The organism is Nocardia yamanashiensis NBRC 100130, from assembly GCF_001613325.1.
GTDB lineage: Bacteria > Actinomycetota > Actinomycetes > Mycobacteriales > Mycobacteriaceae > Nocardia > Nocardia yamanashiensis.
On record NZ_BDCD01000021.1, the window covers coordinates 142093 to 156493 of the forward strand.

Consider the following 14401-nt stretch of genomic DNA (forward strand, 5'->3'; position numbering starts at 1 on the left):
GACAGGGCTCAGCTGGGATCCGACCCACGAATGGCCGCCAGCCAAGTCGCGGTGGCCGCCGCCACCACCGTCGCCGCGACGAAAGCACCGGTCCCGCCACCTGCCACATAAACCCACAACAACGCCGCGATGGGCGCCACCACTGCGGACTGCGCATCCAGCAGTAGACGGCGCCCCACCCGAGCGGCTTGCCCTGCCACCGCCACCGCGTGCGGATCCGGCCGTGTCGGATTGTCGATCAACCGGCCTACCGGCTCCCGGTCCCGCACGCGCCCCGATGGATAGATCCGTCCACCGCCGATATGCACACTGCGCGAGGACAATTCGGCATCCTCCTGGGTCAGCGTGGTCAATGCCGGATCGAAATACACCGGCAGCCATCGGGTCTTCCCACCCAAGGTGAACTCCAGCCAGCTCCGGCTGGTCAACCGGTACCGCTGCCGCACCCGCCGCACCGCCACATGCCGATGCTCCGCCGCCGGCATGCCGAACGGCAGCCGGCCCAGCGCCGTTGCGAACCGAATTCCGCTGTACCCCAGCACCACAACGATCAGCGCCAGCAGCATCCCGAACTGCTCCGGATCGGCGAACGGCACCCAGGCGAGGATGCTCACCAGGGTGCCGATCGTCACGAGCAGCGGATAGGCCAGGGGGTGACCCATCCGGGGAATCACTTCAGGAAGCCGATTTTGGTGTAGTCGAGCGAAGCCATGCCCGCCGCACCGTAGTTGGCCAGGTTGTCGCGCACCGCGACATTGCCGGGCGACTGCCACAGCGGCAGCGAGTGGCCTTCGGCGAAGATCGCCTGGTCTACCTGGTTGGCCAGCTTGATGGCTTCGGCCGGGTCCAGCTCGGACTGGGTCTTCTCGATCAGCGCGTTGAGCTCCGGCGAACCGATGCGGCCGTAGTTGCCCTGCAGGTCGTCGGGGTTGTAGGCCCAGATCTGGTTGATGCTGGCCAGCGGCTGCGGGTCGCCGAGCCACACCCATTGCGCCACATCGAAATCGCCCGGCTGGATCACGTCGGTGAAGTAAGCCTTGCCCGGCTTGGTGACGATCTCGAGCTTGACGCCGATCGCGGAGAGATTCTGCTGGATGATCTGCGCGACCTGCACCCAGGTGTCGTCGTTGTACATCACGTCGCGGATGACCAGCTTGCGGCCGTCCTTCTCGCGCACATCACCATTGAGCTTCCAGCCCAGATCGTCGAGTTCCTTTGCCGCAGCGGCGGAGTCGAACTTCGGGGCGTTGTCCTGGTAGCCCTCCTGGCCCTGCAGGTAGATGTGGTTGTTCAGCGGCTTGGGGTCCTCGACCAGGCCGTTCTGCACGGCGGTCACGATGCCCTGCCGATCGATCGCCTTGCCGATCGCCACGCGGAGCTTGGCATCGGACAGGATCGAGCCGGGCGCGCCGTTGAAGGTGAAGTGCGCCCACTGGGGCCCGGGCGCGCGCCGGATGACCACGCCGGGTGTGCTCTTCACCGATTTGAGGTCGTCGCGGGTGGTGACACCCACGGCATCGATCTCGTTGTTCTGCAGGGCGGGAATGAACGCCTTGCTGTCGTAGACGCTCATCGTGATGGTGTCGAGTTTCGGCTTGTCACCCCACCAGGTCGGGTTGTGCCCCAGAATGATCCGGGGTTCGCCACGGTTTACCGACTGCACGATGAACGGCCCCGCGCTCGGTCCCGGTCCGTTGACGAGGCTCTTGTTGAAAGCCTCCGGAGTCGAGGTCACCGACTTCGGGAACAGGAACGAGTTACCCGCGAATTGGCCCTGCCACGAGGCGTAGGGCTTGTTGAAGGTGATGATGGCCTGGCGGTCGTCCACTCCGCGCTCGACCTTCTCCACCCGGTCGAAGCCATTGTTCGCCGCGATCAGGAATTCCTTGTTCTTCCCGCTCAGCGCCGCGGCCTCGGACTGGATGTCCTCCCAGGTGATGGGGGTGCCGTCGGACCAGACCGCCTTCGGGTTGATGGTGTAGGTGACCTCCTGCGGGCTGGTCTTGGTCAGCTCGACCGAGGTGAAGTAGTCGGTATTGACCGTCATCTTGCCGGCGGCGTCCACCCGGAAGGCCCGGGGCATGGTCGGTTTCAGGACCGCCCCGGTATCCCCGTCGTTGCCGTCGTTGTGCAGGCCGTTCCAGTTCTCCGGCAGTGCGGTGAGCGCGACCCGCAGATTGCCGCCGTCCTTCAGATCGGCGACATCGTGCGGATTGATGTCATTGGTCGTGCCCAGCGCGGCCGCGGAGCCGGCCGGCGCCTCGGAGTCGCTGCCGCCGCAGCCCGCCGCCGCCAATGCCACCGCGACCAGAGGAATAGTCAGCCGCATACCTATCGAGCGTGTCCTCATTCGGTCGCCCTTTCCGTCGGAGTTGTACCGGATCGCTTCGGGTTTCGCGCTGTCCGCATGGTCGGCCGCTATCCGGCGACGACCGGGACGGGCACCGCGTCGATGAGAGCGCGGGTGTACACATGGCTGGGGTTGGCGAAGATCTCTTCCGCTCGGCCGTGCTCGACGATCCGGCCGTCCTTCATGACGGCGACGTCGTGAGCGAGGTTCCGCACCACCGAAAGATCGTGGGAGACGAACAGATACGACAGGCCGCGTTCGATCTGCAAGTCGCGCAGCAGATTCAGCACGCCGGCCTGAATGGACACGTCCAGTGACGAGACCGGCTCGTCCAGCACCAGGATCTCCGGCTCCAGCGCCAGCGCCCGCGCGATGCTGATGCGCTGCTTCTGGCCACCGGAGAAGTCGGTCGGATAGCGGTCCGCGTGTTCGGGCCGCAAGCCCACCTGCCGCAGCAATTCCGGGACCCGGCGCTGGATTTCGTCGCGGGACCGGCCATCGATCTGCAATGGTTCGGCGATCGCGTCGAAGACCGGCAGCCGGGGATCCAGCGCGGAGGCCGGATCCTGGAAGACGATCTGCATCCGGCGGCGGATGTCCCGGCGGTCCGACTTGGTGAGGGTGGCGACGTTCTTGCCCAGGATCTCGATGCTGCCGGCCTCGGGCGGCAGCAGCTCCATGATCTGGGTGAGCGTGGTCGACTTCCCCGAACCGGATTCGCCCACGATGGCCAGCGTCCGGCCGGCGTGCAGTTCGAACCCGATGCCGTCGACGGCCTTCACCTCGCCGACGCGCCGCTTGAACACCACACCGCGGGTGAGCGGGAAGGTCTTGCGCAGGTCGCTGACCTTCATCACGACCTCGCGGGTATCGACCTCCGCGACCTCGTCCGGCTGTTCGATCTCCTTGCGGTAGGCCGTGAACAGCTCGGACGTACCGACTTCGGCGGTCCGGATGCAGGCGGCGCGATGCCCGGGTGCGGTGTCCTGCAGGGGCGGCTCGGCGGCCCGGCAGTCGTCGATCGAGATCGGGCAGCGCGGTTCGAAGGTGCAACCGCCCGGCAACGCGTGCATGGCCGGCGGCGATCCGATGATGGGGATGAGCGGGGTGCGCGGCGGACCGTCCAGCCGGGGAATGGAACCAAGCAGACCCACCGTGTAGGGCATTCTGGGTGCGTCGAAAAGCTTTGCGGCCGGCGCGGTTTCGACAATGCGGCCGGCGTACATGACCGCCACCCGATCGGCCAGCGTGGCCGCGATCCCCATATCGTGGGTGATCATGACGACGCCCGCGCCGGTGATGTCACGCGCTTTCCGCAGCAGGTCGAGGATCTGCTTCTGCACGGTCACATCGAGCGCTGTGGTCGGCTCGTCGCAGATGATGAGTTCCGGATCGTTGGCGATCGCGATGGCGATCACGACTCGCTGCCGCATACCTCCCGAGAACTCGTGCGGGAAGGCGCGCGCCCGTAGCCGGGGTTCCGGGATACCCACCAGGTCGAGCAGGTCCACGGCCTTCGCATCGGCCTCGGCCTTGCTCATCTTGCCGTGGGCGAGCAGGGCTTCCGCGATCTGATCGCCTACCCGGTAGACCGGGGTCAGTGCGGAAAGCGGGTCCTGGAAGACCATCGACACACTGCTGCCGCGCAGCGTGGACATCTGCTTGTCGCCCAAGCCCAGCAGTTCTCGCCCACGCAGCCGGATGGAGCCGCGAATGCGCGCCTGCTCCGGGAGCAAACCCATCACAGCCAGCGACGACACCGATTTGCCCGACCCGGATTCGCCGACGATGGCCAGCACTTCGCCGTCGTTCACGGTGTAGCCGACGCCCCGGACGGCGTCCACCCGGCCTTCCTCGCTCGGGAAGGAAACATGCAGATCCGAGACTTCCAGCAGCGGCGCGGTGGTGGTCTTACGGAGGCTCGGGGCCGAATTGTCAGTCATGCCTGAGCCTTTCCGGCGGGAGCGGCGCCCGCTGCCTTGCGTTCCTTGCGGCGGGAACGCGCCCGCTGCGCCGTGGGGTCGAAGGCATCCCGCAGGCCGTCACCGATCAGATTCGCGCAGAGCACGGTCGTGATCAGCAGGCCACCGGCGAACATGAACAGCCACGGGTAGGTGAGCGCGGAGGCGGTGCCCGCGGCGATCAGCGAACCCAGGGACACGTCCGGGGCCTGCACACCGAAACCCAGGTAGCTGAGTCCGGTTTCGCCGAGGATGGCCGCGCCGATCGCCAGCGTGGTGTCGATGATGAGGATGGACGCGATGTTCGGCACGATGTGCGTGACGATCACCTTCCACGTCGGTGCGCCCATGTACCTTGCCGCGCGGACGAATTCGCGCTCCCGCAGGCTCAGGGTGAGACCGCGCACGATACGCGCGCTGATCATCCAGCCGAAGACCGCGAGCAGGACGATCAGCAGCAGGATCGAGCCGTTGCCCTTGGTGCGCGGCGCGAAGATGGCCACCACGATGAAGCTCGGCACCACCAGCAGCAGATCGACCACCCACATCAGGGCCCGGTCGGTCCAGCCGCCGAGCAGCCCGGCCAGCGATCCCACGACGGTCGCGATCAGGGCCGAGATGAACGCCACGCTGAATCCGATGATCAGCGAGCGCTGCAGTCCGCGCAGCGTCTGCGCGAGCACGTCCTGACCGATCTGATTGGTGCCGAAGGGATGTTTGGAGCTGGGCGGCTTCAGCAGGGCGGTGTAGTCGAGCTGCTGGTAGTCGTAGGGCAGCAGCGGCGGTAGCGCGAAACTGCTGATCAGCAGGATCAGCAGGATCAGCGCCGAGGTCACGGCCACCTTGTTGCGCAGGAAGCGGCGCAGCACCAGCTTGCCGCGGCCGGACGCGGCGGGTTCCGGGGCGCCCTGAACGATGATCTCGGTGTCGGTCATGCGGTACGCACCCGGGGATCGAGGATGGCCAGGACGATATCGGACAGCAGTCCGCCGATCAGCACCATCAGTCCGCTGAAGGTCGCGATGGTGACGACCGGGTACAGGTCTTGGCGGTTGATCGAATCGATCAGCCATTCACCCACGCCGTGCCAGCCGAAGATCTTCTCCGTGAAGGCGGCTCCGGTGATGAGCCCCGCCAGGCTGTAGGCGAACAGGGTGGCCATCGGGATGAGAGCGGTACGCAGGCCGTGTTTGTACAGCGCTTGCCGTCTCGTCAAGCCCTTGGCGCGGGCGGTTCGGATGAAATCGCTCTGCAGCACGTCGAGCATCGCATTGCGTTGGTAGCGGCTGTATCCCGCCATCGCGCCGAGGACCAGGCCGAGGGTCGGCACCACCATGTGCTGGGCGCGATCGACGATCTGGTTCCACAGTCCGTGCACGGCGTTCGCCGAGGTCTCCCCGGTGTAGAGGAAGATCTGCTTGCCGGTCGCCGTATTGATCTCCAGCGCACCGTATTTCAAGAGCGTGGCGAGCAGGAAGATCGGCGTGCTCAAGATCAGCAGCGACAACACGGTGGTGAAGTAGTCGCTGAACTTGTATTGGCGTATCGCGCCCGCCGCACCGACCAGGACGCCGAGCAGCGTGCCCAGTACCGATCCGATGATCAACAGCCGCAAGCTCACTCCGACCCGGCGCGGCAGTTCCTCGCTCACCGGCTGTCCGGCCAGGGTGGTGCCGAAGTCGCCCTCGGTCACCACGCCCTTGACCCAGTTCAAGTACCGCTGCGGGACGGGATCGTCCAGGTGCAGCTGTTCCCGCTTGGCATCGATCACCGACTGCGGAGGCCGCGGATTCCGCGCCTCCAGGCTTTCCAGCGGGTGGAACGTCCAACAGGCGAGAGAGAACGTAAGGAACGACGCCAGCACCAGCAGCACGACATAGTTCAGCGCACGTCGCAGCAGAAAACCGGCCATCATTCCCTTCCGGGGTCGAGTCTTAGCCCCAGATCATAGGGACCACTGCCCCGTACCGCGTGTCCATCGCTCCCCCGCACCGTCGCGCGTGGCGCGTTGCCCCGCTTCGAGGTCGAGCACCTCCATCAATGTCGGGTCCTCGTCGATGGCATGCCACAGGTGCCCGAGCTTCGCGCCGGGCCCGGCATCGGAGCTGCCGATCAGCTGCCACATGCCGTCGTCCGCGTCGTGGGTGACGAGCAGCACCGGCTCCTCTTGTTCGAAGACCTCTTTGGTCTGAATGCAATTGGTGCGCCAGATCCAATGCTTCATCCACCAGGCGCGCGGATCGCGTTCCATCACCCGATCCACCACCCACCAGATGAACGGCAGGTCCTGGTGTGCGAGGCCTTCCGCGCGGGTGAAGTCCCGGCCGCCCTGCGGCACCGATTCGAACGGCGTGTCGACGAGCCCGTACGCGTGGGTGCCGTCGTGCGGGAACACCACGATGTGAAAGGTCCCGCCGCCTTCGTTCCCGGCTCCGATGCCGACGGTCATCCGCCCGGCCTGTTCGTCGCCGCCGGTGATCCATCCGAGCGCGTAGGACGCCAGCTCGCCTTGCGGTCCGATGAACTCGCCGAACGCCCGCCGGTCCATGCCGGTCGCGTCCGCCGTCGGCACTTCGACCATCCGGCCGGGAATCACCTGTACATCCACCAGCCGGATGCTAGCTCTCCTCCGCTTTCCGCGCCGGTCCGCGCCATCGAGCCCGCGATTGTCCGGCAATGCTTCCGATGTGGTGACGAGGCGATCGCAGTCCCGGTAACGGACCGTTCATTCGCGCTACAGTCATAGCGGTGACTCTCTTTCACCTGCCCAAACCCAAGATGGTCGCCACGGATGTCGATGGCACGCTCATCGACAATGGTGAGCAGGTGAGCACGCGCACGAAAGCCGCGGTAGACGCCCTTATCGCGGACGGTGTGCCGTTCGTGCTCGCCACCGGCCGACCGCCCCGCTGGATCGATCCGGTGGTGGACGGTCTCGGTTACGCGCCGTTGTGCGTGTGCGCGAACGGGGCCGTCATCTACGACAGCGCCTCCGATCGGATTCTGTCGGCGCGAACCCTGGATGTGGAGACGCTGGCCTGGGCCGCGGACCTGGCGGAACGGCTACTACCCGGGTGCGGGCTGGCGGCGGAGCGGATCGGGCAGAGCGCCCACGATGCCGCTACCACGCAGTTCGTGAGTTCGCCGGAGTACGAGCACGCCTGGCTGAACCCGGACGACACCCGGGTGTCGCGGGCCGAAGTGATCGCCTCGCCCGCCATCAAGATGCTGATCCGGCTGCCGGGGGCGCTGAGCGGCGATATGCGGGCCGTGCTGGAGCCCGCCCTGGGCGGCCGCGCCGATCTCACCTATTCGACCGATCACGGGCTGATCGAACTGTCCGCGCCGGGCGTCACCAAGGCCACCGGGCTGGCGACGGTGGCGCAGCGGCTCGGCGTGCAGCATTCGGCGCTGATCGCGTTCGGCGATATGCCCAATGATGTTCCGATGCTGCGCCTGGCCGGGCACGGGGTGGCCATGGGCAATGCGCATCAGGAGGCCAAGGACGCCGCCGACGAGGTGGCCGCCCCCAACCACGAGGACGGCGTGGCGCAAGTCCTCGAGCGTTGGTGGGCGTGAGTCCTACTGGGCCGGTAGCGGTTCCGGTTCGACGGGTGCGGGATCGGCTGGGGCCGGCGGTGCGGCCTCGGGCAGCGGCGCGGGAATCTCGGACCCGGCCGCGGGCGCGTTCTGCAGCGTGCCCGGGATGGGCGACCCGCCCGGCACCGTGACCGGATTGCTGCCGAAGTTCTTCAGCACGGTGGTGACGATCCCGGTGAGCCGGTTGAAAATCAGTGACCCACGCTGGAAGTCGGCGCGCACACCGTCCTGCACCTGATATTCGTTGCTGGCCGGCAACCCCAGCATCCCGGTCCCCGCCCCCAGCTGCCGGAAGCGTTCCAGGATCTTCCCGACCACCGCGAACACCCGCCCGTCCGGCGTCGAATACACGTACCCGTTCACGAATTCGGCGTACTGCCCGCCGTCCTCGGTCGCGATCGGCTCCGACTTCGCCTGTCCCAGTGGGCCGTTCGCCGCGCCCTGCTGATTCCAATACCCGGCCACCGGATTCCGCCCGACCATGTCCAGCAGCTTGCCGGTGAGATCGGCGAGCGTGGCCAGATCGGCTTCGGTGTCGTTCTGGGTCTGCGGCGCGGTGTGCTGATTCCCGGCCTGCTGTTCCGGTTTCGGCCGGGACGGCGCCCGTGAACCGCCCTGCACCGTGCCGGCGGTCTTCTCGGCGATGGCGCGGATCTTGTCCATCAATTCGTAGGCGGCGTCACCGGGGCAGGAGGTATTTCCGACGTCGCGGTGCGCGAAGATATTCGGCAGTTTGACCGCTTGTCCCAGTGCGTATTTCGTGTAATCGCTGCCTTCGGAATACATGGTGGTCGAACCTTCGGGCTGGATTCCCGCGACCTTGGCGCGCCAGCCGATGAAATCACCCATGGCTTGCACGGCGATATCGGTCGGCGGTTCTTCCTCGTGATTGCCCATGAATGCCACGCCCGCGGTATTGATATTGAATCCGCCCGCGTGCGCGCCTTCGACCGCGCGGTCCAGCCCGCCGTATCGGCCTTCGAAGATCTGCCCGTATTTGTCGACCAGTGCGTTGTATCCGATATCGCACCAGCCCAAAGTCTTCGCGTGATACGAGTAGATGGCGCGCACGATGCCCGCCGATTCCGCCTTGGAGTAGTCATTGCGCCCGGCGGTGTGGTGCACGGTGATCGCATTCACCGCATCGTCGTAGGTGGGTTCCTCGCACCGCAGCGATTCGTCGGCGCCCCATTGCGCGCGCGTGATCACCTTCGGCCCGCCGCCCGGCAGCGCCGCCGCGACCTGGGTGAGGTTCTCGTCGATGGCCCCCCGGCCCGGATCGATCAGTACCGCGGCCAGTTTCTCCCAATTGATCTGCGCGGGATCGCCGGAATGGTCGGTGAGCGGCGCGGGTTCGGACACCGGCTTGCGGGTGGTGAGCACCTGCACGGCCTTGGTGCTGCCGACGTAGATCGGCTCGGTGCCGGTGCGTTTCGCGGCGACGCGCTGCCGTCCGTCCGCTTCGTCGGTGGAATACCAAGGGCTCCAAGTACCGTCGGCGCGTTGTGCGCGAATCTTGGAGCTGGTGCCCGCCAGATTGTCGGCGGTGAGTGCGACCATGCTGAACGGCGTGTCGCGGGTGAGTTCCTTGACCTGGGCGCCGACCTGGTCGATCAGGTCGCCGGGCACGGCGCCGGGCGCCAGTGCGGGAGTGTTCGGATCGCCTTCGAGCTGGGCTGCGGCCGGGGTTTCCGCCGGCGCTTCGGGTCCGGGTTCGGCGATGAATCCGGGGGATCCGCTGGGTTTCGAGACACCGCCGAGATTCGGTAGCGGTATCTCGCTGGGTAGTCGGACCCCGGACGGCACGGGTAGTCCGGCCGGAACCGGAATCGACCTGGGCAGCGGTAGTTTTCGCAGGTCCGACAGGCGGAGGTCGGGCAGGTTCAATCCGGTCAGCTGTCGCAGCGGCAGTACCACGTCCGGTGCGGAGGCCAGCGCCACCTCGGCCAGCTTGGCAGGTATAGCTGCCAGATTGCTCTGATCAGCGGGTTGAACTTCGGGGGAGTCGCTCAGCGCCAGGACCCCGAACGGTGCGGTAATGGCCAGTATGGTGACTACGGGGAGTACATACGAGTGTTTGGCTCTGCTGTACGGCACGTGCATCTCCCATTCCAGGTAAATCTGTCTAACGGCACCCGGCCTGCAAGGTTGCTTCCGAGCGTCTCAGCGATCACACTAGTCCCAACTGTCACAGTCCCTGAACGTATGGTTGAGGCTTAGCCTTGGGTAACTCGAATGTAGCCTCAGCTCCAAACAGAACGGGTATGACATGCCGAACGGGTACCTACACGCACGCCGCAGACGCCGTAGCCTGATCGCCCTGTCCGTCACCGTCGCCACCGCGGCCGGCGGTACCGCCGCCCTGCTCTGGGCTTGGCCCGACGGCTCCTTCACCTTCACCGCGGGTCCCGGTCACGGCCGCGGCATGAGCCAGACCGGCGCCTTCGACCGCTCGGTCGGCGGCGACACCGCCGACACCATCCTGGCCCACTACTACCCCGGCGCCGAGCTGGCCGACATCGGCCCCACCACGGTCCGCGTCCGCCTGCAAGCCCAGGACGACAGCACTCTGGACGTGATCTCCGAATCCGTCTTCTTCGTCGCCGGCCGCCGCGTCATCCCCGGCCAGGCGGCGGTGCTGACCCCCACCCCTACCGGCGCCGACGTGCGCATCACGCAGGGCTGCGACGGCGAAACCCTGTGGGAGGGCAGCACCGACGACCCGTGGGCCTACCCATCGATGGAAGGCACGAATCGCCCCGCCGCCGAACACCTTCAGCTGTGCGGCGGCAGCGCCTACCGCGGCGTCCTCGGCGTAGCTCTCGAAAACGGCAAGTACCGCACCGTCAACGACGTCGACGTGGACGACTACCTCATGGGCGTGGTCCCCGCCGAAATGGTCCCCAACTGGGCCGACCAGGGCGGCTCGGAAGCCCTACGCGCCCAAGCCATCGCGGCCCGCTCCTACGCCCTCGCCGAACACCGCTACGCCTACGCCGAAACCTGCGACACCACCGACTGCCAGATGTACCCCGGCACCGACAAAGAGGACACCCGCACCACCGACGCCGTCCTCGCCACCTCCGGTCGCGTCCTCTCCCGCGACAACCACGTCCTGCGCGCCGAGTATTCAGCCTCCCCCGACGGCGGCACCCCCGCGGAAAACCTCGAAATAGGCCCCGCCCTATCCGATTTCCCCGCCGCCCAACCCGCCCTCCCGTCCTTCCCTCTCTTCCCGGACCTGCTGAATCCGAACCCCTCCGAACCATCGGAATCGGATCCGACCGCCCCCACTTACTCGGATCCCACTTACTCCGACCCCACCTACACCGACCCCACCTATTCCGATCAAACCTATCCGGACCAGACAGACTCTTACGGCGTAACCCCCACGCCCCCTATCGAATCCAACACCCCCACCGAAATTCGCCCCCACCAAAATCCAGGAACCCGAGTCCGCAATCCCCTCCCGCCCTCCGGTTCCACCGGCCTCCCCGCCGGCCCCACCACCCTGCGCCTCCTGGCGAACTCACACCGATTCACCGACCCCACCCCCGAAACCACCGCCAAACCACCCTTCCCCAACACCATCGCCCCCAGCACCGCCTCCACCCCCACCCCACCATCCGCACCCCAGCACCCAGCATTCACCACCTCCGCACCGGCCACCTCATTTCCCTGATTCAACTGCTGAAGTAGAGGTTTCAAGCCCCGGCGTGCAGCGGCAGCCCACCCGTGCCGCACGGCCCCCCCTTCGGTGTCGAAACCTTCACAAACGGTCGGATAAACGCGTCGGCTGCGCTCGAATTCGCCTGCTGGACGGTACGGTGATGCGGTTCGATCGTGGAGGAGACGCGCATCCATGGGATTTCGGCCCCGCCGCCCGCAATACGCTGCCGAAACCTCGGCCGCCCTCGGCATTTCCGGCGTTCTGCTGCTCGGAGCGACTCTGCTGCCCGCGTCGCCCGCCACGGCGGCCCCCACGCACCCCTGGGCGCCCGCGCCGGTGAACAGTTGCGGCGAAACGGGGCTCGACCCGCTGGCCCGGCAATCCAATCCGGCGTCGCCGCAACCGCAATCGGCGCCGACCATCCCGATTCCGGTGCCACAGGTGGTAACCGTTCAGACTCCGGGGCCGAAGCAGGACAACACCCGCATCGAATCGGCTGCCCTGCCGGAGAACCCGTGTGCCAATCCCTGCCCCGAAGTCCGCGATTCCGCCACCGCATCGCCGGTAGTTCCCGGCGGCGGCAGCCTGACGCTGCCCGAACTGAAACTCGAATCCGAGCCCATCCCGATCGTGGTGCCCGGCGGTGAAACACCTGAACCGCAGCCCGCCCCCATCGCGGATCCACAGCCCGCCGCGCCCGCACCGCTTGCCCCGGCCCCCGCACCGTCCCAACTGGATTCGCTGCGCCTGGTCAACCAGATAACCGGCCCCGGCTCCACCAACCGCACCGATATGCGCTGGTCGGTGGACGGCACCGACCTCGGGCTCATGTGGGAATCCGCACCCGGTCAGATAGCCGTCGTCTTCGGCGACACCTTCGGCAAAGGCTGGAAACCCGGCGGCGCCGGCACCGATCAACAGGACTGGCGCAGCAACGTCATCGCCTACAGCACCGACCGCGACCTCACCGACGGCCTCACCCTCGATGATTTCGCCCAGGACCGCCGCTGCCACGCCGCCGAAATCCTGAACAGCCGCAAAATCAAGAACTTCGAGCAGACCACCATCCCCACTTCCGGCTTCGCCGTTGGCTCCCGCCAATACCTCACCTACATGTCCATCAACCACTGGAGCCGCATTCCCGGCATGTGGTGGACCAACCATGGCGGCATCGCCTACTCCGACGACGCCGGTCGCACCTGGACCAAATCCCAATGGGCCCAATGGGACAACCTCTTCGGTCTCGGCCGCTTCCAGGTAGCCACCATGGTCCCGCAAGGCGACTACGTCTACATGTTCGGCACCCCCAACGGCCGCATCGGCGTAATCGGCCTGGCCCGAGTCCCTTCCACCCAGGTCCTCAACAAATCCGCCTACCAATACTGGATAGATGGCACCTGGGTCGCCGCCGACGCCACCAATGAATTCCACGCCACCCCACTGGTTTCCGGCACCGCCAGCGAACTCTCCATCCGCTACGACGCCGACTCCTCCCGGTGGCAAATGGTCTATCTCGACACCACCCGAGGCCAATTCCTCCTCCGCACTGCCACCGAACCCCAAGGCGCCTGGTCGGATCCCACCCCGCTCCTGAACACCGACGACTACCCGACGGCCTACGGTGGCTTCCTCCACCCCTGGTCCACCAGCAAAGACCTGTACTTCACCATGTCCGCCTGGAACAGCTACAACGTCTACCTGATGCACGCAACGTTGAAGTGAGACTCTCCAACACCTTCACGACAACCGATCTGTGGTGCGGCGTGGCATCGACGGAGCCGTGAAGGTGCCAGGCGCGCCTCTTTCAGCAGTGCAACTTCACGAAGGGGCAGGTGATCGCGTCCAACAGGGATTGCATGGCGGATGCGCTGCCGGACGCCGAGCCGGAGTCGGCAGTGGTTGCCACGGGGGCGGGGGATACGCCCGCGCCGGCGGGGGTGGCCGCGCCCACGGCGACAGCGGACATGAGGACGGCGCTGGTCAGCACGGTGCGGACGGTGTTGCGGAAAGTCACTGGGTGTACTCCTGATTGATCTCGGGCCGGAGGCCCTCGGCGAAACACTATGCATCAGTAGCCACGTCAGGCCGATATCAGGTCGGCATCAGCCGAACCCGTGAAAGTACTCCTCACCAACCGGAACACACCGCGTCAAGGAGTACCGAAATGCTGAAGTTCGACACCCAGTCCCCGATCACCGCCACCGTCGAGGTCGCCGCCGCCGAGGTCACCGTCATCGCCACCGACCGCACCGACGCCATCGTCCACATCCGCCCCGCCGACCCCGCCAAGAAGGCCGACGTCCGCGCCGCCGAACAAACCCAGGTCGATTTCACCGCCGGCGTCCTGACCGTGCAGACCCCGAAGACCTGGCGCACCAAGACCGCCTTCGGTGGCACCCCCTCGATCCAGGTAACCCTCGAGATCCCGACCGCCTCCACCCTGAACGCCACCGCCGCCGTCGGCCGCCTGATCGCCCTGGGCCCCATCGGTGAATCCGACCTCCAGATCTCCGCCGGCGACATCCACGTAGAACGCCCCCTCGGCTCCGTCAAAGCCAAAACCGCCAAGGGCGACATCCGCATCGCCGAGGCATCCCGCGGCATCCTGACCCTGGAAACCTCCACCGGCGAAATCGAAGTCGGCATCCGCCCGGGCAGCCTGGCCCGCGTCGAAACCAACGCCGCCAACGGCACCGTGCACAACCAGATGGCCCCCACCGACCCGCAATCCGGCGACATCGTGCAGGTCAACGCCCACAACGCCTTCGGCAACATCGTCATCGGGCATGTGGTTGCCGTCTAGCTCAGAGTTCTCGCGGT

The 14401-nt window shown here is 66.5% G+C and carries 12 protein-coding genes; 4 read left to right on the forward strand and 8 right to left on the reverse strand.

Annotated features, from left to right (window positions below):
• Positions 1-8: 8 nt before the first annotated feature.
• From NY1_RS24985 to NY1_RS25010, 6 genes are all read right to left on the reverse strand, one after another.
• Positions 9-662, reverse strand: coding sequence for a hypothetical protein (locus NY1_RS24985; protein ID WP_157762469.1), 654 nt, complete (start codon positions 660-662; stop codon positions 9-11).
• Between the two features lie 8 nt (positions 663-670).
• Positions 671-2350, reverse strand: coding sequence for an ABC transporter family substrate-binding protein (locus NY1_RS24990; protein ID WP_067718091.1), 1680 nt, complete (start codon positions 2348-2350; stop codon positions 671-673).
• A 68-nt stretch (positions 2351-2418) separates the two neighbouring features.
• Complete coding sequence (locus NY1_RS24995) at positions 2419-4293, reverse strand: ABC transporter ATP-binding protein (RefSeq protein WP_067718094.1); 1875 nt, start codon at positions 4291-4293, stop codon at positions 2419-2421.
• On the reverse strand, positions 4290-5246 hold the full coding sequence (locus tag NY1_RS25000; RefSeq protein WP_067718096.1) for an ABC transporter permease: 957 nt from the start codon (positions 5244-5246) through the stop codon (positions 4290-4292). The genes NY1_RS24995 and NY1_RS25000 overlap by 4 nt, the downstream gene beginning before the upstream one ends.
• Positions 5243-6223 (reverse strand): ABC transporter permease, encoded by a 981-nt coding sequence (locus tag NY1_RS25005; protein WP_067718369.1) that lies wholly within the window; start codon positions 6221-6223, stop codon positions 5243-5245. The genes NY1_RS25000 and NY1_RS25005 overlap by 4 nt, the downstream gene beginning before the upstream one ends.
• Positions 6224-6256: 33 nt before the next feature.
• Complete coding sequence (locus tag NY1_RS25010) at positions 6257-6919, reverse strand: hypothetical protein (RefSeq protein ID WP_067718099.1); 663 nt, start codon at positions 6917-6919, stop codon at positions 6257-6259.
• 170 nt (positions 6920-7089) lie between these two features.
• On the opposite strand from NY1_RS25010, the gene NY1_RS25015 reads away from it, so the two are divergent.
• A complete protein-coding gene (locus tag NY1_RS25015) occupies positions 7090-7890 on the forward strand; it encodes a Cof-type HAD-IIB family hydrolase (protein ID WP_067718371.1) in 801 nt (266 codons plus the stop codon).
• A gap of 3 nt (positions 7891-7893) precedes the next feature.
• Here NY1_RS25015 and NY1_RS25020 read toward each other — a convergent pair whose 3' ends face one another.
• Complete coding sequence (locus NY1_RS25020) at positions 7894-10014, reverse strand: N-acetylmuramoyl-L-alanine amidase (RefSeq protein WP_084535307.1); 2121 nt, start codon at positions 10012-10014, stop codon at positions 7894-7896.
• Positions 10015-10180: 166 nt separating this feature from the next.
• Here NY1_RS25020 and NY1_RS45160 point away from each other — a divergent pair, with 166 nt between their 5' ends.
• Together NY1_RS45160 and NY1_RS25030 are read left to right on the forward strand one after the other, a co-directional pair.
• On the forward strand, positions 10181-11593 hold the full coding sequence (locus NY1_RS45160) for a SpoIID/LytB domain-containing protein (RefSeq protein WP_067718102.1): 1413 nt from the start codon (positions 10181-10183) through the stop codon (positions 11591-11593).
• 180 nt (positions 11594-11773) lie between these two features.
• Positions 11774-13303, forward strand: coding sequence for a DUF4185 domain-containing protein (locus tag NY1_RS25030; RefSeq protein ID WP_067718104.1), 1530 nt, complete (start codon positions 11774-11776; stop codon positions 13301-13303).
• Between the two features lie 82 nt (positions 13304-13385).
• Here the strand turns inward: NY1_RS25030 and NY1_RS25035 are convergent, their stop codons facing one another.
• Positions 13386-13595, reverse strand: coding sequence for a hypothetical protein (locus NY1_RS25035; RefSeq protein WP_067718107.1), 210 nt, complete (start codon positions 13593-13595; stop codon positions 13386-13388).
• Positions 13596-13745: 150 nt separating this feature from the next.
• Between NY1_RS25035 and NY1_RS25040 the strand changes: the two genes are divergently transcribed.
• Complete coding sequence (locus tag NY1_RS25040; RefSeq protein ID WP_067718109.1) at positions 13746-14384, forward strand: DUF4097 family beta strand repeat-containing protein; 639 nt, start codon at positions 13746-13748, stop codon at positions 14382-14384.
• The last annotated feature ends 17 nt before the right edge of the window (positions 14385-14401 follow it).